At 71.9% G+C, this 24,180-nt stretch carries 21 protein-coding genes, 1 tRNA gene and 1 pseudogene; 17 read left to right on the top strand and 6 right to left on the bottom strand.

Features of this window, described 5'->3' with window-relative positions:
- Window positions 1–14: 14 nt before the first annotated feature.
- The 5 genes from moaC (at window position 15) to ACIBVL_RS22635 (ending at window position 3,232) form a co-directional block, all read left to right on the top strand.
- On the top strand, window positions 15–494 hold the full coding sequence (gene moaC, locus ACIBVL_RS22655) for a cyclic pyranopterin monophosphate synthase MoaC (protein ID WP_399099070.1): 480 nt from the start codon (window positions 15–17) through the stop codon (window positions 492–494).
- On the top strand, window positions 491–1,030 hold the full coding sequence (locus tag ACIBVL_RS22650; protein WP_399099069.1) for a molybdenum cofactor biosynthesis protein B: 540 nt from the start codon (window positions 491–493) through the stop codon (window positions 1,028–1,030). The genes moaC and ACIBVL_RS22650 overlap by 4 nt, the downstream gene beginning before the upstream one ends.
- Complete coding sequence (locus tag ACIBVL_RS22645; RefSeq protein WP_399099500.1) at window positions 1,027–1,653, top strand: GNAT family N-acetyltransferase; 627 nt, start codon at window positions 1,027–1,029, stop codon at window positions 1,651–1,653. Before ACIBVL_RS22650 ends, ACIBVL_RS22645 begins: the two co-directional genes overlap by 4 nt.
- Before the next feature lie 145 nt (window positions 1,654–1,798).
- On the top strand, window positions 1,799–3,076 hold the full coding sequence (gene glpR, locus ACIBVL_RS22640; RefSeq protein ID WP_399099068.1) for a gephyrin-like molybdotransferase receptor GlpR: 1,278 nt from the start codon (window positions 1,799–1,801) through the stop codon (window positions 3,074–3,076).
- A gap of 82 nt (window positions 3,077–3,158) precedes the next feature.
- Window positions 3,159–3,232, top strand: a tRNA-Ala gene (locus ACIBVL_RS22635).
- Between the two features lie 47 nt (window positions 3,233–3,279).
- On the opposite strand, the gene ACIBVL_RS22630 is transcribed toward ACIBVL_RS22635, so the two are convergent.
- Together ACIBVL_RS22630 and ACIBVL_RS22625 are read right to left on the bottom strand one after the other, a co-directional pair.
- On the bottom strand, window positions 3,280–5,676 hold the full coding sequence (locus ACIBVL_RS22630) for an FtsX-like permease family protein (protein ID WP_399099067.1): 2,397 nt from the start codon (window positions 5,674–5,676) through the stop codon (window positions 3,280–3,282).
- The gene (locus tag ACIBVL_RS22625) at window positions 5,670–6,422 is read right to left on the bottom strand and encodes an ABC transporter ATP-binding protein (RefSeq protein ID WP_399099066.1); all 753 of its coding nucleotides are present in this window, start codon (window positions 6,420–6,422) and stop codon (window positions 5,670–5,672) included. Before ACIBVL_RS22625 ends, ACIBVL_RS22630 begins: the two co-directional genes overlap by 7 nt.
- A gap of 133 nt (window positions 6,423–6,555) precedes the next feature.
- Here ACIBVL_RS22625 and ACIBVL_RS22620 point away from each other — a divergent pair, with 133 nt between their 5' ends.
- Together ACIBVL_RS22620 and ACIBVL_RS22615 are read left to right on the top strand one after the other, a co-directional pair.
- Window positions 6,556–7,902 carry a sensor histidine kinase gene (locus ACIBVL_RS22620; RefSeq protein ID WP_399099065.1) on the top strand — a complete coding sequence of 449 codons (1,347 nt, stop codon included), beginning with the start codon at window positions 6,556–6,558 and terminating at the stop codon, window positions 7,900–7,902.
- Complete coding sequence (locus ACIBVL_RS22615) at window positions 7,845–8,534, top strand: response regulator (RefSeq protein WP_399099064.1); 690 nt, start codon at window positions 7,845–7,847, stop codon at window positions 8,532–8,534. Before ACIBVL_RS22620 ends, ACIBVL_RS22615 begins: the two co-directional genes overlap by 58 nt.
- A gap of 6 nt (window positions 8,535–8,540) precedes the next feature.
- On the opposite strand, the gene ACIBVL_RS22610 is transcribed toward ACIBVL_RS22615, so the two are convergent.
- Window positions 8,541–9,023, bottom strand: coding sequence for a GNAT family N-acetyltransferase (locus ACIBVL_RS22610; RefSeq protein ID WP_399099063.1), 483 nt, complete (start codon window positions 9,021–9,023; stop codon window positions 8,541–8,543).
- An 80-nt stretch (window positions 9,024–9,103) separates the two neighbouring features.
- Here ACIBVL_RS22610 and ACIBVL_RS22605 point away from each other — a divergent pair, with 80 nt between their 5' ends.
- Complete coding sequence (locus ACIBVL_RS22605; RefSeq protein ID WP_399099062.1) at window positions 9,104–9,907, top strand: exodeoxyribonuclease III; 804 nt, start codon at window positions 9,104–9,106, stop codon at window positions 9,905–9,907.
- On the opposite strand, the gene ACIBVL_RS22600 is transcribed toward ACIBVL_RS22605, so the two are convergent.
- Window positions 9,895–10,551, bottom strand: coding sequence for a MerR family transcriptional regulator (locus ACIBVL_RS22600; RefSeq protein ID WP_399099061.1), 657 nt, complete (start codon window positions 10,549–10,551; stop codon window positions 9,895–9,897). The two genes, ACIBVL_RS22605 and ACIBVL_RS22600, sit on opposite strands and share 13 nt — an antisense overlap.
- A 175-nt stretch (window positions 10,552–10,726) precedes the next feature.
- Between ACIBVL_RS22600 and ACIBVL_RS22595 the strand changes: the two genes are divergently transcribed.
- The 5 genes and pseudogenes from ACIBVL_RS22595 (at window position 10,727) to ACIBVL_RS22575 (ending at window position 15,212) form a co-directional block, all read left to right on the top strand.
- The gene (locus tag ACIBVL_RS22595; RefSeq protein WP_399099060.1) at window positions 10,727–12,232 is read left to right on the top strand and encodes a flavin-containing monooxygenase; all 1,506 of its coding nucleotides are present in this window, start codon (window positions 10,727–10,729) and stop codon (window positions 12,230–12,232) included.
- Window positions 12,229–13,104 carry an alpha/beta fold hydrolase gene (locus tag ACIBVL_RS22590; RefSeq protein WP_399099059.1) on the top strand — a complete coding sequence of 292 codons (876 nt, stop codon included), beginning with the start codon at window positions 12,229–12,231 and terminating at the stop codon, window positions 13,102–13,104. The genes ACIBVL_RS22595 and ACIBVL_RS22590 overlap by 4 nt, the downstream gene beginning before the upstream one ends.
- Window positions 13,101–13,985, top strand: coding sequence for an SDR family oxidoreductase (locus ACIBVL_RS22585; protein WP_399099058.1), 885 nt, complete (start codon window positions 13,101–13,103; stop codon window positions 13,983–13,985). The genes ACIBVL_RS22590 and ACIBVL_RS22585 overlap by 4 nt, the downstream gene beginning before the upstream one ends.
- Window positions 13,986–14,077: 92 nt before the next feature.
- Window positions 14,078–14,257 (top strand): hypothetical protein, encoded by a 180-nt coding sequence (locus tag ACIBVL_RS22580; RefSeq protein ID WP_399099057.1) that lies wholly within the window; start codon window positions 14,078–14,080, stop codon window positions 14,255–14,257.
- A 286-nt stretch (window positions 14,258–14,543) separates the two neighbouring features.
- Window positions 14,544–15,212: pseudogene (locus ACIBVL_RS22575) on the top strand (SDR family NAD(P)-dependent oxidoreductase).
- Between the two features lie 79 nt (window positions 15,213–15,291).
- Here ACIBVL_RS22575 and ACIBVL_RS22570 read toward each other — a convergent pair.
- The gene (locus ACIBVL_RS22570) at window positions 15,292–16,137 is read right to left on the bottom strand and encodes an NAD(P)H-binding protein (protein ID WP_399099055.1); all 846 of its coding nucleotides are present in this window, start codon (window positions 16,135–16,137) and stop codon (window positions 15,292–15,294) included.
- A 142-nt stretch (window positions 16,138–16,279) separates the two neighbouring features.
- Between ACIBVL_RS22570 and ACIBVL_RS22565 the strand changes: the two genes are divergently transcribed.
- Entirely contained in the window at window positions 16,280–16,678 is a 399-nt protein-coding gene (locus tag ACIBVL_RS22565; RefSeq protein WP_399099054.1) for a winged helix-turn-helix transcriptional regulator, read from the top strand.
- A 269-nt stretch (window positions 16,679–16,947) separates the two neighbouring features.
- Here the strand turns inward: ACIBVL_RS22565 and ACIBVL_RS22560 are convergent, their stop codons facing one another.
- Complete coding sequence (locus ACIBVL_RS22560; protein WP_399099053.1) at window positions 16,948–20,211, bottom strand: S41 family peptidase; 3,264 nt, start codon at window positions 20,209–20,211, stop codon at window positions 16,948–16,950.
- Window positions 20,212–20,372: 161 nt separating this feature from the next.
- Between ACIBVL_RS22560 and ACIBVL_RS22555 the strand changes: the two genes are divergently transcribed.
- The 3 genes from ACIBVL_RS22555 (at window position 20,373) to ACIBVL_RS22545 (ending at window position 24,179) form a co-directional block, all read left to right on the top strand.
- Entirely contained in the window at window positions 20,373–20,978 is a 606-nt protein-coding gene (locus tag ACIBVL_RS22555; protein WP_399099052.1) for a TetR/AcrR family transcriptional regulator, read from the top strand.
- 128 nt (window positions 20,979–21,106) lie between these two features.
- Window positions 21,107–23,326 (top strand): MMPL family transporter, encoded by a 2,220-nt coding sequence (locus ACIBVL_RS22550; protein ID WP_399099051.1) that lies wholly within the window; start codon window positions 21,107–21,109, stop codon window positions 23,324–23,326.
- 295 nt (window positions 23,327–23,621) lie between these two features.
- The gene (locus ACIBVL_RS22545; protein WP_399099050.1) at window positions 23,622–24,179 is read left to right on the top strand and encodes a lamin tail domain-containing protein; all 558 of its coding nucleotides are present in this window, start codon (window positions 23,622–23,624) and stop codon (window positions 24,177–24,179) included.
- The last annotated feature ends 1 nt before the right edge of the window (window position 24,180 follow it).

Genomic DNA, 24,180 nt, shown 5'->3' with positions numbered 1-24,180 from the left:
AGCGCCGACAGAGCATGAGTACGCAGGACCGACTGACGCACATCGACGACGCGGGCGCCGCCCGCATGGTCGACGTATCCGGCAAGGACGTCACCGCGCGCACCGCGCGCGCCAGCGGGCGCGTCCTCGTGTCACCCCGCGTGGTCGAGCTGCTGCGCGGTGAAGGCGTCCCCAAGGGCGACGCGCTGGCCACCGCGCGGATCGCGGGGATCATGGGCGCCAAACGGACCCCGGATCTGATCCCGCTCTGTCACCCCTTGTCGGTCTCCGGTGTGAAACTGGACCTGTCGGTCGCGGACGACGCCGTGGAGATCAGCGCCACCGTGAAGACGACGGACCGCACGGGCGTCGAGATGGAGGCGCTCACCGCGGTCTCCGTCGCCGCGCTCACCGTGATCGACATGGTGAAGGCGGTCGACAAGGGAGCGGTCATCACGGACGTGCGGGTGGAGGAGAAGACGGGCGGCAAGTCGGGCGACTGGAGTCGGGAATGACCACGCAGACGGCTGCGGACACGGCCACCGACGCGGGGTACCGGGCGCTCGTCGTGACCGCCTCCAACCGCGCCGCCGCCGGCGTGTACGAGGACAGGGGCGGCCCGCTGATCGCCGAGGGCTTGAAGGGCTTCGGGTTCGCCGTCGACGGCCCGCAGGTCGTGCCCGACGGCGACCCGGTGGAGGCCGCGCTGAGGGCGGGTGCCGAGGCCGGTTACGACGTGATCGTCACCACCGGCGGTACGGGCATCTCGCCCACCGACCGCACCCCCGAGGCGACCCGCCGCGTGATCGACCACGAGGTGCCGGGCATCCCCGAGGCCGTCCGGGCGTACGGCCGCGAGAAGGTGCCCACGGCCGCGCTGTCCCGGGGCCTCGCGGGCGTCGCGGGCCGGACCCTGATCGTCAACCTGCCCGGCTCCACCGGCGGAGTGAAGGACGGCCTCGCGGTCCTGGAACCGCTGCTGAAGCACGCCGTCGACCAGATCAGGGGCGGAGACCACTCCAGACCCGCCAGTACGGGGGGTGCGAGCTGAACGGCGCATCCTGGCCCGTCGAACTGACGGAGGGCGACATCGTCCTGCGGCCGATAAAGCTGCGCGACCAGCGGGACTGGCGCGAGGTGAACCGCCGCAACCGGGACTGGCTGCGCCCCTGGGAGGCGACCATCCCGCCGCCCGCGCCCAGCGGGCCGATCGCGCACCGGCCGACCTACCGCCAGATGGTCCGGCATCTTCGCTCCGAGGCGAATGCGGGCCGGATGCTGCCGTTCGTCATCGAGTACCGGGGACGGTTGGTCGGACAGTTGACGGTCGCCGGGATCACCTGGGGATCGATGTGCTCCGGGCACATCGGCTACTGGGTGGACGAGGCGGTGGCCGGCCGCGGAGTGATGCCCACGGCCGTGGCACTCGTCGTCGACCACTGTTTCCGGACCGTCGGACTGCACCGCATCGAGGTCTGCATTCGCCCCGAGAACGGGCCCAGCCGCCGGGTCGTCGAGAAACTCGGATTCCGCGAGGAAGGGCTGCGGCCCCGCTATCTCCACATCGACGGGGCCTGGCGCGACCACCTCGTCTTCGCGCTCACGGCGGAGGAAGTGCCGGAAGGCCTCCTGAGCCGATGGCGGCGGGCACGCTCCCAGAACGCGTCCAATTGAATGACCCGAAAGCTCCGAATGCACGTTCGAAAATGATCGGTTGATCGCACCTGTCGCAAAAAAAGCTCGAAATATCAGCCAGATCGTGCGACACACCGGCCCAATTGGCGGATGGCCTCACGCAAACCCCTCTACGGTGTGAGGCGTGAGCAGCAGCGGCCTCATCTACGCAGTCATTGTCGGGGCCTGGGCCGCCTACTTGGTGCCGATGTGGCTCCGTAGGCAGGACGAGCTGAACGAGGCCCGTCCGACGGAACGCTTCAGCACAGCCATCCGGCTGCTGTCCGGACGGGCGGGTATGGAGCGCCGGTACGCCAGGGACCTGCGCGCGCGCTCCACCGAGGAGGGGGAGCAGGGCGCCGACGCCCCGGACGCCGCCACCGACTCGGTGGACGTCCGGTCCTTCGCCATGCCCCCGACCCGCCCGCAGGCCAAGGCGCCGGTGCAGGAGCGAGGACAGGAACGCGGCCAAGGGCGCCCCGAGACGGCGCGCGATCCGGCGCGTGAGCCTGCCGCCAAGCCCACGCGCGACCAGGTGCCCTCCGACTCCGCGCCCGTGCACGAGAGCCGCGTACCGGCCGCCCGCCGCACTGCCACCACCCCCGCCGCCCAGGCGGCCGCGGCACGCGCCCAGCGCTCGAAGGCGCTCGCGCGCCGCAGGCGCACCACGGTCATGCTCTTCCTCGCCTTCACGCTCGGCGCGATCGTCGCGGCCGTCGGCGGCCTCGCGTTCCTCTGGGCGCCCGGCGTGCCCGCCATCCTGCTCAGCGCGTACATCGCGTATCTGCGCGCCCAGGAGCGCCGGCGCTTCGCCTTCCAGATGGACCGCAGACGCGCCGAGGTCGCCGCGCAGCGACTCCGCGAGCGCCAGCCTCGCCGCCGGGCGTCGGCATCGGCCGCCGCGGGCACCGACACCGGCTCCGACGCCGGCGCAGAGGAGCCGCACGAGGGCCCGGAGCCGGAGACCGACCCGGGCCTGCTGGCCCTCGCCGCAGACCGCAGGGCGCTCGTCGAGCAGACCGATCACGCCGAGTGGGTCGACCAGCAGCGCGAACGGCAGCGCCGGCCCGCCCACGGGGACAGCTGGGACCCGGTGCCGGTCCCGCTCCCGACGTATGTGACCGCGCCGGTCGCCCCCCGGGCTACGGCCGACGTGGACCTCGGGGCACCGGACGCGTGGAGCTCGGCCCGTTCCAGCACCGTCGTGCCGGACCAGGACACGGCGGACGCCGCCGACGCCGGGGGCACGGAGCCGGAAGCCGAGGACCGCGCGGAGGACGGCTCGGAGGACCGGACGGCGGACGGCGACGAACGCAGCGACGCCCGTCGCGCGGCCTCCGCCCGCCGCTCCCGCGAACGCGGGCGCACCCCCCTTTTCGACCAGTACGAGGACGGCGAGCGCCCGCGGGCCGCCAACGAATGAGAGGCCCGTCGGCCCGCGCCCGGCCTCGGGGAACGGATTTCCAAGCACGCCGATCGGGGTGCTAGAGTTTCACTCGTTGCAAGGGCCTGTGGCGCAGTCCGGTAGCGCACCTCGTTCGCATCGAGGGGGCCAGGGGTTCAAATCCCCTCAGGTCCACGCAGCATAGAGCCCCGTCGGTGGAAACCGACGGGGCTCTATCGTGTTCATCTGCGAGTGCGCAGGGCCACTGCCGTCGGTATCAGCGCCGCAGTCACGGCGATCGCCGCGCAGGCCGCCGTGGTCCAGGCGAGGGTCGGCCAGGGGAGGGCGATCGTCGCCGGGGCGCAGACGAGGTGCAACGCGCCCCACATCCCGGTCAGGTTGACGGCCGTCACCAGCAGGCCCAGCACCCCGCCGAGTGCGACGACGGTCAGCGCCTCCGCAGCGGTCAGCGACAGGACCTGTGCACGGGTGGCGCCGGCCAAGCGCAGTGTCGTCACCTCCCGTCGGCGGTCGGCGGCCGCCATCACCATGGTGTTGGCGAGCGCGATGCCGGTGTAGAGGAGCGCGATGCCCAGGACGAGCAGCACCCCGAGCCGCGTCGTCCGGTTGGTCTGCGGGCGGGCGGCCGCCACCCACTGCGACGTGCTCAGCACCCGCACCCCGCCGACCGCCCGCAGCCCGGCCGCGACCGCCCCCGGACCGGCGCCCGCGCGCACCCGTACGTCGACCCGGTCCACGCCCGCGCCACCGGAGTTGGCCGCGCCGACGTACACGCCGCCGTCCCCGGTACCGGTGGCCAGCACGGCCGCGATCCGCAGCGACCTGGCCGTACCGTCGGCGAGCCATACGCGCACCCGCTGCCCCACCCGGTGCCGCGCCCACTCCTCGGTCACCACGATCGAACCGTCGTCGAGGTCGGCGACCCGTCCCGCCGTCACGGGCAGCCGTACGGTCTCCTCGAGCAGCCCCGGATCGACCGCCCGCGCCTCGGACTTCACCAGGGCCACCCCGTCCTCCAGGGTGTACACGGCCGTTGCCGCAGTGGCGGAGACCGAGGCGCCGGGGACCTGGCGCAGACGCTCCACCACGTCCGCCGCCAGCGTCGTACCGCTGTCCGCCGTCACCACGAAGTCCGCCGCCGTCCGCTGCCGTACCTCCGCCGCCCGCGCCTCGTTCAGGGTGGCCGTCGCGCCCAGCAGGGAGCCCGCCAGTGCCACGGTGACGAGCACGGGCGCGGCCACGGCGGCGGTACGGCGGACCCCGGTGGCCGCCTGTTCGCGCACCAGGAGCCCGATGACCCCGGGCAGCCGGGGCACCAGCGGGCGCACCAGCGCGGGTGAGAGCAGGGCGACCGCCGTGATGAGGAGCATGGGGCGGCTGACGTACGTCTTGCGGTGCAGGAGGTCGCCGGGGTCCGTCAGCAGGGCGTACGCCAGGGTCGCGCACGCCGTGACGAGCAGCGCCGTACCGCACCACAGGCGCCCGCGCGTCAGCGCGCGCCCCTGCACGGACGCCTCGCGCAGCGCCTGCGTCGGCGCGGTTCGGCCCGCCCGCCGGCTCGCGGCGGCCGCACCGCACAGGGCGACCGACAGACCCGTCCAGAAGGCCAGATGGTACGGCCAGACATGGCGGCCGCCGATCGTGTACCAGGACGGCGCGAGACCGCCGTCTACCACCAGCCGCGCCGGCCAGGGGGCGCCGTACGCGCCCAGGGCGCAGCCCGCCGCCGAGGCGAGCGTGCCGACGAGCAGTGCCTCCGCGAGGACCGTCCGCCGGATCTGGCCCGGCGTGGCGCCCGCGGCGCGCAGCAGCCCGAACTCGCGGCGCCGCCGGTCCACCGCGAAGGCGAACGTGGAGGCCACGACGAACACCGAGACGAAGGCGGTCACCCCGCCCGCCGTGCCGAACAGGGCGTTCAGCGCGGTGAGGGCCTCGGCGTCACGGTCCGGGTCGGGGTCCGCGAGACGACGTGCGGGACCCGTGAGCACCCGTATGCCGTCACCGACGGCCGCGCGGACGGCCGTCGCGTCCGCCTCCACCACCAGTTGCCGGGAGTCGGGGGAGAGTTGGGCGGCCCGGTCGTCCGGGTAGAACACCGCGTCCTCGAAGCCACGCGCGCGTACCGTCCCCACGACCCGCACCGGCCCGTCCCCGGTGCGCAGCCGGTCGCCCACCGTCGCCCAGTCCCCGGTGGTCACGACCTCACCGGCCGCCCGGGGCGCACGGCCCTCGCTCAGTTCGTAGGGGGCGAAACGCGCCGTGGCCCACGGGTGGCCCACCAACTCGTCGGGGCCGCCGTCGGACCCGACGGCCCGGACCGGGAAGGAACGATCCTCCGTCACCCTTCCGAGGGCGCGCAGCGCCGCGACGGTCGGCGCAGGGATCGGACGCGGCGTCACCAAGGCCGCGGTCCGTACCCCGTTCGGGGTCGTCACCCGCAGGGTGTCGCGCCCCTTCACCACCACCGGCGCCCTCGCGAACCGCTCCGGCGCGTCCAGCGAGGCGGCCAGCGCCTGCCCCATCACCGTGAGCAGCCCCACCGCCAGGGCGAGGGCCACGAAACTGCCGGCGAAGGCGGTCCAGCGGGCGCGCAGGGTCCGCAGGGCGATGCTCAGCACGGGGCGGCCTCCCGCCCGGCTTCCCAGGTGGCCATCCGCGCCGCGATCCGCTCCGCGCCCGCCCCCGCCAGTTGCCCGTGAAGCCGCCCGTCGACGAGGAAGACCACCCGGTCCGCGTACGAGGCGGCCACCGGATCGTGGGTGACCATGACGACCGTCTGGCCATGGGTGTCGACCAGGGTGCGCAGCAGCGTCAGGACCTCGCGGCCGGTGGTGGAGTCGAGGGCGCCGGTCGGTTCGTCCCCGAAGAGCACTTCGGGGCGGGTGATCAGGGCACGGGCGAGGGCGACGCGCTGCTGCTGGCCGCCGGAGAGCTGCGTGGGTCGATGACCTGCGCGTTCCGCGAGCCCGACCTGGCCGAGAGCCTCCCGTACCTGTGCCTTGGCGGGCCGGCGGCCGGCCAGGCGCAGCGGGAGGGCGACGTTCTGGGCGGCGGTGAGGGCCGGAAGCAGGTTGTACGACTGGAAGACGAACCCGATCCGCTCCCGCCGCAGCAGGGTCAGCCTGCGCTCGCTCAGCCCGGTCAGCTCGGTGCCGGCGATCCGCACCGACCCGGAGGTCGGCCGGTCGAGCCCGGCGGCGCACTGCAGCAGCGTCGACTTGCCGGACCCGGACGGGCCCATGACGGCGGTGAAGGAGCCGCGGGGGAGGGCGAGCGTGACGTCGTCGAGCGCGGTCACCCCGGCGCCCGTGGAGTCGTAGCGCCTGCGTAGGGCGGTGAGTCGGACGGCGTGTTCGGTGGTCATGGCGCAACGAAACCGTGGGAGGGCCGGTCCGGTCGTTCGGGCAGGAGCGAGAGTTGGGGTAGGGACAGCCATACCCCCGGCTCTCGGCCTGGGGGGATGGTCCGCCCGCGTTCCCCCTCCTACGGTGATCGGCATGGATCCCCGACGCCCCCGGAACGTGTGGCAGGCCCTCTCCCGCCCGGGCTACCTGCTTTCACCGTGGCCTTGGCGCGCCGCCGCCTATCTGCTGACGGGGGCGGTCACCGGAGCCTTCGTCCTGGTGGGGCTGGGGGTGTGGGTGACCACCGGCGGGGTCCTGGCGGTCGTTCTCGTGGGGCTGCCGCTCGTCGCGGTCACGGTGTTCGCCGGGCTGCCCTTCGCCGCTTTCGAGCGGCGAAGGCTCCGCCTGGTCGATGGAGGGCGGGTGCCCAGCGCGCACATCGAGCCGCGCACGCCCGGCGTGCGCGCCTGGCTCATCACCCGGCTGCGGGAGCGCGCCACCTGGCGCGAGCTCGGCCACACCCTCCTGACCGCCTGCCTCCTCTGGCCGGCGGAGGCGCTCCTGCTGACCTTGGCCCTGGTCTCGCCCCTGGTGATGATCGCGACCCCGCTGCTGCTGGCGACGGTGGGTGGCGGGCGGGAGGTGAAGGTGCTGAAGGTGTGGACGGTCACCGGTCAGCCCATGGCGTGCGGTGCCGCCGCGCTCGGGGTACTGCTGCTGGCCGCGGGAGCGTACGCCCTCGGCGCGGCAGCCGGGGCGCGCGCTGCCCTGACCCGCCGTCTGGTCGCCCCGCCCGACGGCGACGCGCAGACCAGGGTCGTCGAACTCACCCGTTCCCGCGCGCGACTGGTCGACGCGTTCGAGGCGGAGCGGCGCCGGATCGAGCGCGATCTGCACGACGGCGCCCAGCAGCGGCTGGTCGCCCTCACCATCACCCTGGGCCTGGCCCGGCTCGACGCCCCGCCCGGCGGTCCGCTCGCCGCACAGCTCACGCGCGCCCACGAGGAGGCGGGCGCGGCCCTCGCGGAACTGCGCGAGCTGATCCACGGCATCCACCCCAAGGTGCTCGCCGACTACGGCCTGGAGGCGGCCGTCGCCGACGCCGCCGACCGCTCGCCGGTCCCCGTGGACGTGGAGTTCGCGCTGCCGGCGGTCCGGCTGCCGCAGGCGGTGGAGGCCGCCGCCTACTTCGTGGTCCGCGAGGCGCTCGCCAACGTGGCCCGGCACAGCGGGGCGGCACGCGCGCGCGTACGGGCGGAGTTCGAGGAGTTCCGGGACGGACGGCGGCTGGTCCTGGAGGTGACCGACGACGGCCGCGGCGGCGCCGACGGCGCGCGCGGCACCGGCCTCACCGGTCTCGCCGACCGGGTGTCAGTGCTGGATGGAAGACTTTCCGTGACCAGCCCGCCGGGCGGGCCGACCCTGCTGCGTGTGGAGATCCCTTGCGAGCCGAGCGCCCCGGACAAGCCGAGCCGACAGAGCGAAACGGCCTGCGCATAGTCCTCGCCGAGGACAGCGTCCTGCTCCGCGACGGCCTGACGGCCCTGCTCACCCGCTTCGGCCACGAGGTCGTCGCGGCGGTCGGCGACGCACAGGCGCTCCTCGGCGCGGTCGCGGACCACGCGCCCGACGTGGTCGTCACCGATGTCCGCATGCCCCCCGCCTTCCAGGACGAGGGCCTGCACGCGGCGGTCCGGCTGCGCGCCGAGCGGCCCGGTCTGCCCGTCCTCGTCCTCAGTCAGTACGTCCAGCGGGCCTACGCCGCCGAGCTCCTCGACTCCGGCGACGGCACCGCCGTCGGCTACCTCCTGAAGGACCGCGTCGGCCAGGTCGAGGAGTTCGTGGAAGCCCTGCACGAGGTCGCGGCCGGCGGCACGGTCGTCGATCCGGAAGTCGTACGACAACTGCTGCGCCGCCGCCGCGACCCGCTGGCCCGGCTGACCGCACGCGAGCGGGAGGTGCTGGCGCTGGTGGCCGAGGGGAAGTCCAACGGCGCGATAGCCAGAACGCTCGTGGTCTCGGAGGCGGCCGTCGGCAAGCACATAGGCAGCATCCTCACGAAACTAGACCTGCCGCCGGCCGACGACACCCACCGGCGGGTCCTGGCGGTGCTGGCGTACCTCAGAAGCTGAACCGGCTCAGGGGACGAGCGGCTTGGCGAAGCACCGGCTGTCCTCGAACTCGCGGTAATAGCCGAACTTGGTGCACGGCTCGTACCCGCTGGAGGTGTACAGGGCGATGGCCTCCGGCTGCTTGGTGCCGGTCTCCAGGACCATCCGCAGCCGCCCGGCCGCCCGGGCGTCCTCCTCGAGCGCGGTGAGGATCCGCCGAGCCAGCCCGCGCCCGCGCATCTCCCGGACCACGAACATCCGCTTCAGCTCGGCGTCGCCGTCCTCGTTGCCCTCGCCGTTCGCGTCCTGGCTGCGCCAGCCGCCGGTGGCCACGGGCCGGTCGCCCTCGTCGTACGCGATGAAGTAGACCCCGCGGGGCGGCTCGAACTCGGACGCCTCCATGACCGTGGAGTCACCGCCGTCGCCGTAGCGCTCGTGGTACTCCGCCTGGACCTCGTCGTTGAGCTTGACGGCATCGGGGTGGTCGAAGGACACGCGGCGTATCTTCATGCTGCTCACAGTACTTCTATGCATTTTAGCGAGAAAACCTCTTTTCTGGACGACGTCCAGTGTGCAGGTATCGTGCGCGGGTGCTGACTGTGACCTCCGTGAACGTGAACGGGCTGCGTGCCGCCGCGAAGAAGGGCTTCGTGGAGTGGCTCGCGGACACCTCCGCCGATGTGCTGTGCCTGCAGGAGGTGCGCGCCGAGCCGGAGCAGCTGCCCGAGCCGGTCCGCGCGCCCGAGGGCTGGCACGTCACGCACGTCCCCGCCGCCGCGAAGGGCCGCGCGGGCGTCTCCCTCTACACCCGCCGCGAACCCGACGCCGTCCGGATCGGCTTCGGCTCGACCGAGTTCGACGGCAGCGGCCGCTACGTCGAGGCCGACCTGCCCGGTGTGACGGTCGCCTCCCTCTACCTCCCCTCCGGCGAGGTCGGCACCGAACGCCAGGACGAGAAGGTCCGCTTCATGGCCGAATTCCTCGCGCACCTCAAGGACCTGCGCGAACGCGCCGCCGCCGACGGCCGCGAGGTCCTGGTCTGCGGCGACTGGAACATCGCCCACCAACAGGCCGACTTGAAGAACTGGCGCTCCAACACCAAGAACTCCGGCTTCCTTCCGGAGGAGCGGGACTGGCTCACCCAGGTCCTGAGCCCCGGGGCCGGAGGGTACGTGGATGTCGTACGTGCCCTGCACCCGGATCTGGAGGGGCCATACACCTGGTGGTCGTACCGTGGGCGGGCGTTCGACAACGACTCGGGATGGCGGATCGACCTGCACGTCTCGACGCCCGGTCTGGCGGCCAAGGCGGTCAAGGGGCTCGTGGAGCGGGCCGCGACGCACGCCGAGCGCTGGTCGGACCACGCGCCGGTGACGGTGGTCTACGACCTCTGACCGTGATCCGGCCGCAACCGCCGGTCCAGCGCCAGGGAGAGTTCCGCCTCCACCACGCTTCTGGCCAGCGGTCGCAGGCGGGGCAGGTCCTCCTCGGTGGCGTGGCGCAGGACGAGGTCGGTGAAGAGTTCGGCGAGGGCGTCGGCGTGTTCGCGGACGCGGGCGCCCGCCGCCAGGACCTCGGCGAGCGGGATGCCCTCGCGGACCAGGGCGGCGGAGACGTCCAGCAGACGGCGGCTGATGTGGACGATCTCGTCGCCGTCGGTGGCGAGGTAGCCGAGGTCGAGGGCGGCGGCGAGGTTCTCGGTGGTGACCTGGCCCTCGAAGCGGGCGGCGAGTTCCTCGGGGGTGAGGCGGATCGGCTCCTCCTCGGTGGGGCCGCCGACGCCGATCAGCTCGGCGACGCCCTGGCCCTGGTCGAGGGCGTCCGCCAGCTCGGCGATGCCGGTCAGGGTGTGGCCGCGTTCCAGCAGCGCCGCGATGGTGCGCAGGCGGGCCAGGTGATGGTCGTCGTACCAGGCGATACGGCCCTCGCGGCGGGGTGGCGCGAGCAGCTTGCGCTCGCGGTAGAAGCGCAGGGTGCGCACTGTGATGCCGGCCTTGCTGGCCAGCTCCTCCGTCCGGTATTCGCGCTTGTCCGCCACGACGGAAGCCTATGTCGAACCAAGGGGTGCCCGTGGCGGCAGCCGCTGATGTGAAACGTCCCGTTCCCGGCCCCTACCGCTCAGTACGGAGCTGCTCTACAGTCCGACTGCGCCAGTGTTCACTGGCAGAGTCGAGCAGGGTCGCGCAGACTCGCGCGGCAGGAGGTGTCGGCACATGACCGAACACGTACGGGTGGCGGTGATCGGGTCCGGGTTCGGCGGACTGGGGGCCGCCGTGCGGCTGCGCCGGGAGGGGATCACCGACTTCGTCGTCCTGGAGCGCGCCGGCAGCGTCGGCGGCACCTGGCGGGACAACAGCTACCCGGGGTGCGCCTGTGACGTGCCCTCCCACCTGTACTCCTTCTCCTTCGCGCCGAACCCCGACTGGCCGCGCACCTTCTCCGGGCAGGAACACATCCGCGCCTATCTGGAGCGTGTCACGGACGTGTTCGGTCTCCGGTCCCATCTCCGCCTCGGCTCCGAGGTCCTGCGGATGACCTGGGACGCGCAGGAACTGCGGTGGGACATCGAGACCGGCGGCGGGCGGTACTTCGCTGATGTCGTCGTCTCCGCGACCGGCCCGCTGTCCGACCCGAAGATCCCGGAGGTCCCCGGACTCGACACCTTCCCCGGCAAGGTCTTCCACTCGGCCCGCTGGGACCACGACCACGACCTCACCGGCAAGCGGGTCGCCATGGTCGGCACGGGCGCCTCCGCGATCCAGATCGTGCCCGCCATCCAGCCGAGCGTCTCGCGGCTGACCCTCTTCCAGCGCACCCCGCCATGGGTCATGCCCCGCGTCGACCGGGCCATCAGCGGCGCCGAGCGCGCGCTGCACCGCTCTCTCCCCTTCACCACCCAGCTGCGCCGCGGACTGCTCTGGGGAATCCGCGAACTCCAGGTCCAGGCGTTCACCAAGCACCCGAACGAACTCGGCTTCGTCGAGCAGCTCGCCCGGCGCAACATGGCCCGGGCCATCAAGGACCCGGCCCTGCGCGCCAAGCTCACCCCCGACTACCGCATCGGCTGCAAGCGGATCCTGCTGTCCAGCACCTACTATCCGGCGCTCGCCCAGCCGAACGTGGACGTCGTCACCGGCGGGCTGAGCGAGATCCGTGGCTCCACGCTGGTCGCCGCCGACGGCAGCGAGGCCGAGGCCGACGTGATCGTCTTCGGTACGGGTTTCCACGTCACCGACATGCCGATCGCCGAGCGCGTGGTGGGTGCCGACGGGCGGACCCTCGCGGAGAGCTGGAAGGACGGGATGGAGGCCCTGCGCGGCGCCTCGGCGCACGGCTTCCCCAACTGGATGACGATCATCGGACCCAACACGGGGCTCGGGAACTCCTCCATGATCCTGGTGATCGAGTCCCAGCTGAACTACATGGCCGACTACCTCCGCCAGCTGGACGTCCTCGGCGGCCGCGCCGCCCTCGACGCCCGCCCGAGCGCCGTGCGTGCCTGGAACCGGCGCGTGCAGGACCGTATGAAGCGCACGGTGTGGAACACGGGAGGATGCACCAGCTGGTACCTCGACGCGAGCGGCCGCAACACCACCATCTGGCCGGGGACGACGAGCGCGTTCCGGCGCGCGACCCGACGGGTGGACCTCGCGGAGTACGAGATCCTGCGCGTGCCCGCCCGTACGACGGACCCCAGGAAGGACGAGGTGACGGCATGAGCTCCTACCGTGAACTGACCGCCGTCTCCGCCGACGGAAGCCCCCTGCACGTCGAGGTGCACGGCCCCGAGACCGCCCCCGCCGTCGTCCTCGCGCACGGCTGGACCTGCTCCACCGCCTTCTGGGCGGCCCAGATCCGCGACCTCGCCGCCGACCACCGCGTCATCGCCTACGACCAGCGCGGTCACGGCCGCACACCCCCCAGCCCGACGTGCAGTACGGACGCCCTCGCCGACGATCTGGAAGCCGTGCTGGAGGCCACCCTCGCGCCCGGCGAGAAGGCCGTGATCGCCGGGCACTCGATGGGCGGCATGACGGTGCTGGCCGCCGCCGCGCGCCCCCGGATGCGGGAGCACGCCGCCGCCGTCCTGCTGTGCAGCACGGGTGCCTCGCGGCTGGTCGCCGAATCCACCGTGGTACCCCTGCGGCCCGGCCGGTTGCGGAACTGGCTGACCCGGCACGTCCTCGGGTCGAGGGCACCCCTCGGACCGGTCACGCCGGTCGCGAAGCGGATCCTCAAGTACGCCACCATGGGCGCCGGTTCGGCCCCGCACCTGGTGGAGACCTGCGCACGGATCGTGCACGCCTGCCCGCGCCGGGTGCGGTACGCCTGGTCGCACGTCCTGAGCCTGCTCGACCTCGACCACGCCGTACGGGAGTTGAGCGTCCCGACGGCGGTGCTCGTCGGGACGGCCGACCGCCTGACCCCGCCGGTGCACGCCCACCGGCTGGCCGCGGCCCTGCCCCACTCCCTGGGCGTCACCGAACTGCCCGGCCTCGGCCATATGACACCGGTCGAGGCACCCGGGCCGGTCACCGGCAGAATCCGCGAACTCGTCAGCACCTACACGCAGTTGAAGGAGGGCGCATGAGCAAGGTCGGCCTCGAGGGACGGGTCGCCGTCGTCACGGGCGCCGCGCGGGGCGTCGGTGAGCTGCTCGCCCGCAAGCTGTCCGCGCGCGGCGCGAAGGTCGCGCTGGTCGGCCTGGAGCCGGACGTGCTCAAGCAGGTCTCCGGCCGGCTGCACGGCGACAGCGGCCACTGGTACGCCGACGTCACCGACCACGAGGCGATGACCCGGGTCGCGGCGGAGGTGAAGGAGCGCTTCGGCAAGGTGGACATCGTGGTGGCCAACGCCGGTGTGGCCACCGGCGGACCCTTCGTCGACTCCGACCCCGACGCCTGGCGCCGGGTCATCGAGGTCAACCTCATCGGGTCGGCGGTCACGGCCCGCGCCTTCCTGCCGGTGCTGATGGAGAGCCGGGGGTATCTGCTCCAGATCGCCTCCCTCGCCGCCATCACCCCCGCCCCCATGATGACCGCGTACTGCGCGTCCAAGTCGGGCGTGGAGGCGTACGCGCACAGCCTGCGCGCCGAGGTCGGACACCGGGGCGTGCGCGTCGGTGTGGGCTACCTGTCCTGGACCGACACCGACATGGTGCGCGGAGCCGACCAGGACGAGGTGATGCGGGAGTTGCGGCAGCGGCTGCCGTGGCCGTCGAACAAGACGTATCCGCTCGGGCCGGCCGTCGACCGGATCGTCGCCGGCATCGAGCGGCGCTCGTCCCATGTGTACGGACAGTGGTGGCTGCGGGGCATGCAGGGTGTGCGTGGCTGTCTGCCGGGGATCATCGGCACCGTGGGCCGGCGTGAGATGCAACGGTTCGCGCCCAGGTTGCAGGGCATGCGGACGGGGTTGGTGGGAGCGGGCGGGGCGGCCGACGAAGAGGCACGCGCTACGCAGCGTAGTTGATCGAAATGCGCTGGATGTCCTCCCGTGTGAATCTGGTCGAGGCCCCACCACGGGGCCCCAACCCCCCTCATCTCCTACAGGAGTGAACCCACATGGGTATGAAGGACAAGATGCAGGACCAGTCCCAGCAGCGGCAGCACCAGGCCAAGCAGAAGGCCGGGCAGGCCAAGGAGCAGACCCAGCAGCGTGGCCGCGGCCGTGAGACCGACGAGCAGACGGAGCGGATGCGGCGCGAGGAAGAGGACCGGCTCGACCAGGACTACGACGTCTGACGTCGGCCTCCGCTGATGTGGGGTGCCCTTCTCCTGGAGGGCACCCTGCGTTCGTCTCCCTTGCCCGCAGCGCCCACCGTCAGGCGCGATGTTCGTCGCCGCGTGCGCCGGCCCGCTCAACGGCCCGCACGCACCGGCGGGAACCCCCGTGTCCGGCCCGGCCCTGGATATGTCCGCTGTGTCCGCTCGCCGCGTTCGCGCCCCGTCACCGGCCCGATCTGCTCAGGCTCAGGTGGTAAACGCTGCCATGGCTGCTTGACCTTGCCGCCGGCGGCAGGGCTGCACGATGACCGGCATGGACAGCACCGCATCGCAGAGCAGCAGGGTCGTCGCCGTCACCGGAGCAGGCACAGGGATCGGCCGGGCCAGCGCCCGCGCCTTCGCCGCCGATGGTGCCCACGTGGTCGCGATCGGGCGGCGGGCCGAGCCGCTCTAGGAGACCGCTGCCGGGCACGACCGGATCACGCCGCTGGTCGCGGACATCACCGCCGAGGCCGAGCCCGACCGGATCATCCAGGCCGTGCTGAACACACACGGCCGACTGGACGTGCTGGTCAACAACGCCGGCATAGTGCGCAGCGGCGCCCTCGGCACGCTGACGCCGGAGATGATCGAGGTTCAGCCTGCCATGCCACGGCACTACGAGCAGGCCGGACTGATCTCCTCGGAACGGGCCCCCAACGGCTACCGCATCTACGACGAGCGAGCCGTGGTGCGGGTCCGCAACATCCGCTACCTGCTGGCCGCGGGGCTCACCCTGGATGACGTGCGCGTGTTCCTGCCATGCCTGGACGGCGATGTGGCTGCCGCACCGCCCACGGACAAGGGCCTGCGGGTCGCGCTGGAACGGCTGGCGGTCCTCAGACAACGGATTGCCGCCCAGACCGAGGCCCGCGACCGGCTGGAAGCCGCACTCCGGAAGAAGACCGGCGATCGAATACGCCCGGTGGCCTGAGCAGTTGTCCCACTGCCGAGGGCGGAGAACTGGCGGAGCGAGGCGAGACAGCCTCCATCGGACGACGAGGACGCAGGGCCTATCGGAAGGCGGTGATGTGGCGCTGGGCCCAGTCGGCGAAGGTGCGGGGCGCGCGGCCGAGGAGCCGCTCGACGTCGGGGCTGATGCGCTGCTCGGCGGGGGTGGGCTCACCCAGGATGGTCAGCGTGGTCTCGACCACGGGCTCGGGCATGAACCGCAGCATCTGCGCGTGGGCCTCGTCGCGGGTCTGCTCGATGAACCGGACGGGTTCGCCGAGTGCGTCGGCAATCGCCTCGGCCCGCTGGCGGGGCGTGCTGAGGGCGGGGCCGGTCAGCTCGTATATCTGTCCGGCGTGGCCGTCCTCCCGCAGGACGGTGGCGGCGACCTCGGCGATGTCGTCCGGGTCGATGGTCGGCAGGCCGATGTCGGCGAACGGCGCGGCGGCGGTCCTTCGGGCGCGGACCGACTCGGCCCAGGCGTACGCGTTGGAGTTGAAGCCTCCGGGCCGCAGGATCGTCCAGTCCATGCCTGATTGCTGGACGGCGTCCTCGATGGCTCGTCCCAGGTCCCCGTGAGAGGCCGAATGCGGTCGGGTCGCGACTCCTTGGGAGGACAGCAGGACGACCCGCCCGATGCCGCCGGCCTTGGCGACGTCGAGGATGTCCTGTGGGCTCAGCTGGTGGGCGCTGGGGCCGCCGCTTTGCAGGAACAGCGCGTCGGCCCCGTCGAAAACGGGCCGAAGGCTCTCAGGATCGATCAGGTCCGCCTGCGTGTACTGGACGTTCTCCGGCACGTCCGCGTCCGAGATACCCCGGGATGTCGCGGTCACCTGCGCACCGGCTGCCGCGAGGGCCTGCACGAGCGATCGGCCGACGTTACCGGTCGCCCCCGTCACTACGAACATGAACAACTCCCGTGTCGATTCAGCATGGTTGTCGCCGCCCGAGCGGGCGGGGCCGCTGTGGAGAGCTGCTCTCCGGGCGACACGGGGACGCTAACACCGTCGATATAGTAGGTACCTACAGGAAAGTGACTATCCCGAGGGGATGTGTATGGCCGGCGACGCCGACTGGGTGGCGACCGCTGCGAGCGAACCGGAACTCGCCTGTCCGACCAGTGCGGTCGTGGACATCGTGTTCAGCCGGTGGACCACGCCGATCCTGTGGACTCTCCACACGCACGGTCGGCAACGGTTCGTCGAGCTGGAACGACGGATCGGCACGATCACACCAAAGGTGCTGACCCAGCGGCTGCGTCAGCTGGAACGCGACGGCATGGTCGTGCGTACGTACCACCCCGAGGTCCCCCCACGGGTCGAGTACGAGATCAGCGAGCTGGGCCGCAGCCTGGCCCCACTCTTCGCGCACCTCGCCGAATGGGCTGCCGGCAACCTGGACAAGGTCGAGCAGGCCCGGCACGACTACGACACCGTTCCACCCCGGTAGCGCGTCAGCGAGAGGGCTCGATCCTCGTCCGAACTTCCGCTATCTGGTCGATCCCGCAAGCAAGTGGGGTGAAGAGCCGGCGAGCGTCGCGAAGCTCCGCCCCCGCGAGGCCCGCATCCTGACCGACGCACGACCCGTCCCTACGCCACCGACGAGCAGTACGAACGCCGGTACATGGCGGAGTGCTGCCGATGCGGCAGCGCAGGCACAAGGCCGGCACCTGGCCGGACGGATGACGGGGGCCGTCTTCCCCGCACCCCTTGAAGGCCCTACCCGCGCGGAGGCAGTGCGGGCCGGGAACGGTCCGGTACGCCGCTGTGGTCCGGTGGGGATGCCGGAGGGCTGGTGTCGAGGAGGTCCAGGGCCAGGTGGACGGCGTCGGCCAACTGGGCGTGTCGGCCCTCCGCCCAGTCCAGCGGGGTGCGCAGGACCTCCACGTCGGGGAGGACGCCGCGGTTCTCGATCGACCAGCCGTAGGCGTCGAACCAGGCCGCGTTCATCGGTACGGTGATGATCGTGCCGTCGCCGAGCTGGTGACGCCCCGTCATGCCGACGACGCCGCCCCAGGTGCGCTGTCCGACCACGGGACCCAGCTCCAGCAGTTTGAAGGCGGCCGTGATCATGTCGCCGTCGGAGGAGGTCGCCTCGTCGGCGAGCGCCACCACCGGCCCGCGGGGCGCGTTGGAGGCGTACGACACCGGCTGGGCGTCCCGGGTGAGGTCCCAGCCGAGGATCGTGCGGGTCAGCTTCTCGACGACCAGTTCGCTGATGTGACCGCCCGCGTTGCCGCGCACGTCCACGATCAGCGCGGGCCGGGACACCTCCATGCGCAGGTCGCGGTTGAACTGCGCCCAGCCGGAACCTCCCATGTCGGGGATGTGCAGATAGCCGCACCGGCCGCCGCTCAACTCCCGGACCACCTCGCGCCGTTTGGCCACCCAGTCCTGGTAGCGCAGGGGGCGCTCGTCGATGAGCGGTACTACCGCCACGCGCCGTGCGCGCCCCGCCTCGCCCTCCGCCGGAGTGAACGTGAGCTCCACCGTCGTACCGCCCGCCCCCGCCAGCAGCGGATACGGCCCCGCCACCGGGTCCACGGGGCGGCCGTCGACGTGGGTGAGGACGGCGCCCTCGCGGATCCCGGTGCCCGCGAGCGGCGAGCGAGCCTTGGAGTCCGAGGACTCGCCGGGCAGGATGCGCTTCACCGTCCAGCCGCCGTCACGCCGTACGAAGTTGGCGCCCAGCAGACCCTGCCGGCGCTGGTAGTGCGGCGGCCCCTCGTTGCGGCGGGCGGCGGTGACGTACGCGTGCGAGGTGCCCAGTTCGCCCAGCACCTCGCGCAGCAGATCCGCGAACTCGTCCGGCGACGCGACCCGTTCGACCAGTGGCCGGTACTGCGCCAGCACCGCGTCCCAGTCGATCCCGCACATCCCCGGATCCCAGAAGTAGGCGCGGATCAGCCGGCCCGCCTCCTCGTACGCCTGACTCCACTCGGCGCCCGGGTCCACCTCGTGCATGATGCGCCGCAGGTCGATCCAGACCGTCGTGTCGAGGTCGCCGGACTCGCTCGACGGCACCGCCCGCAGATCGCCCTCGTCGACCACGACCAGCCGCGTCCCGTCCCCGCTGACCCCGAACCAGTCGAGGTCGGCGACGAGTTCGGACTTCTTCGCCTTGCTGATGGTGAAGTACTCCAGCGTCGGACGCCCGCTCATGTCGTCCGGATTGGCGAAGGTCTCGCCGAGCGCGCCCGAGATCGGCCAGCGCAGCCAGACCAGACCGCCGCCCGCGACCGCGCACAGCGCCGAGTACTTGGAGGCGGTGACCGGGAAGGGGGTGACCCGGTTCTCCAGCCCCTCCACCTCGACGGTCACCGTCCCGTCGCCGCCGCCCTCGTCCTCGTCCACCGGGTCCAGGCCCCCCGCGGCCGGGCGGCCCTCCGGGTTCAGCGCGAAGGGGGACGGGGTCGCGGAGGAGAGGGGTACGAGGTACGGGCGGCAGCCGAGCGGGAAGGAGAGGTCCCCGGTGTGGACGTCGTAGACCGGGTCGAAGCCCCGCCAGGACAGGAAGGCCAGATACCGTCCGTCCCGCGTGAACACCGGGTTCTCGTCCTCGAACCGCCCGTTGGTGACGTCGATGATCAGCCCGTCCCCTGGCCCGCCACCGGGGATCCGGGCCATCTTGATCTGCCGCAGCGTCCGCCCGATCCCCGGATGCGACCACGTCAGCCAGCCCCCGTCCGGTGAGAAGGCCAGGTCGCGGACGGGCCCGTTGACGGACGAGATCAGTTCGGTGACCTCGCCGTTCGAGTCTTCCGTGGCGTCCAGGAGCAGCAGCCGTCCGTCGTTGGAGGCGATGGCGAGCCGCTCGCCGTCCGGGTCCGACACCATCTCCAGGACCCGTCCGAGCTCCCCGGAGGCCAGCCGCCGGGGCTCGCGGTCGCCGCTCGCGCGCGGGAGGTAGGCGATCTCGACGGCGTCCGCGCCGTCCGCGTCGGTGACGTACGCGACCTGTCCGCCCGAGCCGAGCATCTCCGGCAGCCGCACCCGCACGCCGGGCGTGTCGGTGATCGCGCGGGCTGGCCCGTCCCGGTGCGTCAGCCAGTACAGGCTTCCGCGGACGACGACGGCACTGGCCCGCCCGGTCTCGTCGACGGAGAGGCCGTCCACGTGCTGGGCCGCCGGGATCTGGTACGGCCGCCGCCCCGCCCTGGGCCCGCCCATCCGTACGTCGACGCGGCGCGGCTCGGAGTCCGCGGCCAGGTCGTCGACGATCCACAGGTCCCCGGCGCACTCGTACACCACCCGGCTGCCGTCGGTGGCGGCATGGCGGGCGTAGAAGGCGTCGTGGTCGGTGTGCCGGCGCAGGTCGGAGCCGTCGTAGGCGCAGGAGTAGAGGTTGCCGACGCCCTCGTGGTCGGAGAGGAAGGCGATACGGCCGCCGGCGAAGAGGGGAGAGGCGAGGTGGCCGTCGAGGCCTTCGAGCAGTCGCCGCCCGTGCAGCCAGAGCCGGCCCATGGCGCCGCCGCGGTAACGCTTCCAGGCGGCGGGTTCGTGCGGCGGGGTGCCCGTGAGCAGCAGCGTTCTGCGCTCGCCGTCGATGTCGGCGACCTGGATGTCGGTGACCGGGCCCCAGGGCAGCTTGCGGCCGGGCGAACCGTCCGTGGACACCTTGTAGGCCCAGGTGAAGTAGGAGAAGGGCTCGCCGTGGGAGGCGACGGCGAGGATGTCGCCGCCGTTGTCCCCGTCGGGCGGGGTCCAGCCGCACACCTGGGTGTCCGGGCTGCCCCAGTAGGTCAGCCGCCGCCCGGGCCCGCCGTCCACCGGCACCAGGTGGATCTCGGGGACGAGATTTCGCCAGCTCGTGTACGCGATGTGCAGCCTGTCGGGGGAGAAGCGGGGGTGTCCGGCCTTGGCGCGGTCGACGGTGAGCCGCCAGGCGCGGCCCGGGGTGTCGAGGGGGGTCAGCCAGAGGTCGTCCTCGGCGACGAAGCACAGGAGGTCACCGCTGAGATGGGGCAGGCGCAGATAGCTCACCTCCCCATGCTTCGCCCGTGGGATGGAGCGGAGCAACTTATGACATTCGGGGCGGCGTGATCCAGCACACGTACGAAACAGTTTCGTTTCGAGACTGCCTGCGCTACATTCGTTCTGTACGCAAACGAAACCGTGTCGTTCGGAGTGGGAAGGTGAGCGGAATGACTGAGATGTCGACGGCGCGTCGCAGTCGGATCACCCCTGAGCGCGAGGCCGAGCTGTACCGGGCCGTGCTCGATCTGCTCCGCGAAGTCGGCTACGACGCCCTCACCATGGACGCCGTCGCCGCTCGCACCCGCTCCAGCAAGGCGACGCTCTACCGGCAGTGGGGCGGCAAGGCCGAACTGGTCGCGAAGGCGGTCCGGCACGACAAGCCCGTCTCCATCGGCGACATCGACACCGGGTCGCTGCGAGGGGATCTCCACGCCCTCACCCTGCGCTCGGACGACTGCGAGATGGAGCAGAACTCCGCGCTGATGCGGGGTCTGGCCATGGCGGTGCATGCCAACCCTGACCTGCTGAAGGCGTTCAAGGAGTATCTCGTCGAGCCGGAGATGGCGGAGTTCCGCCATGTGCTGCGGCGGGCGATCGACCGGGGCGAGATCCGTGCGGACAACCCGGCGATCGCGTTCGTGCCGCACATGATGATCGGCGCGTTCGCCGCCCGCAACATGCTCGACGAGCAGCCGCCGACACAGGCGTTCCTCCTTGCCTACATCGACGCCGTGGTCCTCCCCGCCCTCGGCGCACCCACCACCACCTCCTGACCGTCCCCGCGGTCGCCACCTCCACCTGACGTCACCGCTCACGTCGTCGGGCCGATCACCCCTGCCTCCCCGCCGGGCTGATCACCCCTGCCCTGACCATCACACGACCTGACCGGGAGTACGCCTCCGTGGCCACGTTCCTCTACAAACTCGGCCGGCTCGCCTTCCGGCGACGGCACTTCGTCGCCCTGATCTGGATAGCCCTGCTGACCATCGCGGGCGTCGGCGCGGCCTCCGCGCCGGCCGCCGGCTCATCCTCCTTCTCCATTCCCGGCGTGGAGGCACAGAAGGCCTTCGACCTGCTGGAGCAGCGCTTCCCCGGAGCCAGCGCCGACGGCGCCACCGCACGTGTCGTCTTCAAGGCGCCCGACGGCGAGAAGATGACCGACGCCGCCAACAAGGCGGCCGTCGAGAAGACCGTCAAGGAACTCGGCGACGGCTCCGAGGTCGTCTCCGTCAGCGACCCGTACACGACCAACGCCGTGAGCAAGGACGGCACGGTCGCCTACACCTCGGTCAAGTACGAGGTCTCGGCGGTCGAGTTGAAGGACTCCTCCAAGGAGGCCCTGGAAGCGACGGCGGACAAGGCCGAGGACAGCGGCCTGACGGTCGAGATGGGCGGTGACGCCCTGCAGGCCCAGGCCGAGCAGGAGGCCACCGGCGAGATCATCGGCCTCGCCCTCGCCGCGGTCGTCCTCGTCGTCACCCTCGGCTCGCTCGTCGCGGCCGGACTGCCGCTGCTGACGGCGATCATCGGGGTCGGCATCGGCGTCGCCACCATCACCTCCCTCGCCAGCGCGCTCGACCTCGGCGACACCACCTCCACCCTCGCCCTGATGATCGGCCTCGCGGTCGGCATCGACTACGCGCTGTTCATCGTCTCCCGCTACCGGACCGAACTGGCCGAGGGCAGGGATCGCGAGGAGGCGGTCGGCCGGGCCACCGGCACCGCGGGCTCTGCGGTGGTCTTCGCCGGCCTCACCGTGGTCATCGCCCTGGCCGGTCTCTCGGTCGTCGGCGTGCCGATGCTGACCAAGATGGGTCTCGCGGCGGCGGGTACCGTCGTCATCTCGGTCCTCATCGCCCTCACCATGGTCCCGGCACTGCTCGGCCACGCGGGCCGCATGGTCCGTCCGGCCGGTGAGAAGGGCAGGCTGCTCGGCCGCCGCAAGGCCGAGGAACCGGCTGCGGCCAGGCCCAACATGGGCGCCCGCTGGGCGAGCTTCGTGATCCGCCGCCCGGTGGCCGTCCTGCTGTTCGGCGTGCTCGGCCTGGGCGCGATCGCCCTCCCGGCCACCCAAATGGAACTGGGCCTGCCCGACGACGGCTCCCAGCCGACGTCCACCACCCAGCGCCGGGCGTACGACCTGCTGTCCGAGGGCTTCGGCCCCGGCTTCAACGGCCCCCTCATGCTCGTGGTCGACGCCAAGGACAGCGCGGACCCCCAGTCCGCGGCCACCGCGGTGACCGACGAGGTCAAGGACCTCGAGGGCGTCGTGAGCGTCACCCCCGCGACCTTCAACAAGGCCGGCGACACCGCGATGATCACGGTGATCCCGGACTCCAAGCCGTCCTCGAAACAGACCGAGGACCTCGTGCACACCATCCGGGGCGTCGGCGCCGGCGTGACGGCCGACACGGACGCGAAGGTGCTGGTCACCGGCACCACCGCGATGAACATCGACTTCTCGCAGAAGCTCACCGACGCCCTGGTCCCGTACCTGGCCCTGGTGGTCGGCCTCGCCTTCCTGCTCCTGATCGTCGTCTTCCGCTCGATCCTCGTGCCCCTGAAGGCGGCCCTCGGCTTCCTGCTCAGCGTGCTGGCCGCGCTCGGCGCCGTCGTCGCGGTCTTCCAGTGGGGCTGGCTGGCGAGCCTCCTCGGCGTCGAGGAGACCGGCCCCATCATGTCGATGATGCCGATCTTCTTGGTCGGTGTGGTCTTCGGTCTGGCGATGGACTACGAGGTGTTCCTCGTGACCCGCATGCGCGAGGCGTACGTCCACGGCGAGAGCCCGAGCCAGGCCGTGGTGACCGGCTTCAAGTACAGCGCCCGGGTCGTCGCCGCCGCCGCGGTCATCATGATCGCCGTCTTCTCCGGCTTCATCGGCTCCAGCGAGTCGATGATCAAGATGATCGGCTTCGGCCTCGCGATCGCCGTCTTCTTCGACGCGTTCGTCGTCCGCATGGCGATCGTCCCGGCGGTTCTGGCCCTGCTCGGCAAGAAGGCCTGGTGGCTGCCGAAGTGGCTGGACCGCGCCCTGCCCAACGTGGACGTCGAGGGCGAGGGGCTGCGCGCGCGGACCGGGACCACGCCCCGGGACGAGGACAAGGAGCTGGTACGCACCTGACGTACCGCTTCTGAAAGACCGCCGGTGAGGGCTCCGTGGGGACGGGGTGCCCTCACCGGCTTCTTTCGTTGTGACCCACTTTCGGGTGAGGCGCGATCCGCGGGAGGGCCGGGAGGGTAGATGTGACAACGACTCAGTGCGTTCAGTACATAGATGGACAGAGAATCCGACTGTCACCGAAATATGGATGATTCGTAACGTCAGGCGCCAATCGGGCACTCGGGGACGCGTGTGGTGGTCAAGTGTGGGTTCTGCGGCCGATGTGGTCGCGACCCGCACAAAGCAAGGAGACCTTGTGTCCGCTTCCGTTGTTTCCGCCCGTAGCCTGGCCGCCGCCTCGCTCGCGGCCGCTGCCGTGATCGGGGCCGTGGCGTTCCCGGCGTCCGCCGCCGGCCACCCGCGCTTCGACCGGCCGAAGGTGGAGATCAGCGCCGTGCAGTACGACGCGCCGGGCCGTGACGACCGCTCCAACCACTCCCTGAACAAGGAGTGGGTGGAGCTGACCAACACCACCCGCCACGCGATCAACCTGGACGGGTGGGAGCTGTCGAACGAGGACGGCGACACCTACACCTTCGGCCACTACCGCCTGGCCCCCCGCGGCACCGTCCGGATCCACACCGGTGAGGGCCACGACACCCGAACCGACCTGTTCCAGGACCGCCACCGGGAGGTGTGGGACAACCGCTCCGACACCGCCACCCTGCGCAACGACCGCGACCGCCTCGTCGACGAGGAGTCGTGGGGCCACCGCCGCCACCACCACGACGGAAACCGCCACCACGGCGGCGACTGGCGCCACGGTGGTGACCGCCACCACGGTGGAGACCGCCACGGCAGCTGGGGCCGGTAGC

It is taken from the genome of Streptomyces sp. NPDC049687, from assembly GCF_044465285.1.
Taxonomy (GTDB): Bacteria; Actinomycetota; Actinomycetes; order Streptomycetales; family Streptomycetaceae; genus Streptomyces.
The sequence above is the reverse complement of the archived record's forward strand: the minus strand, read 5'-3'. Positions and strand labels throughout refer to the sequence as shown.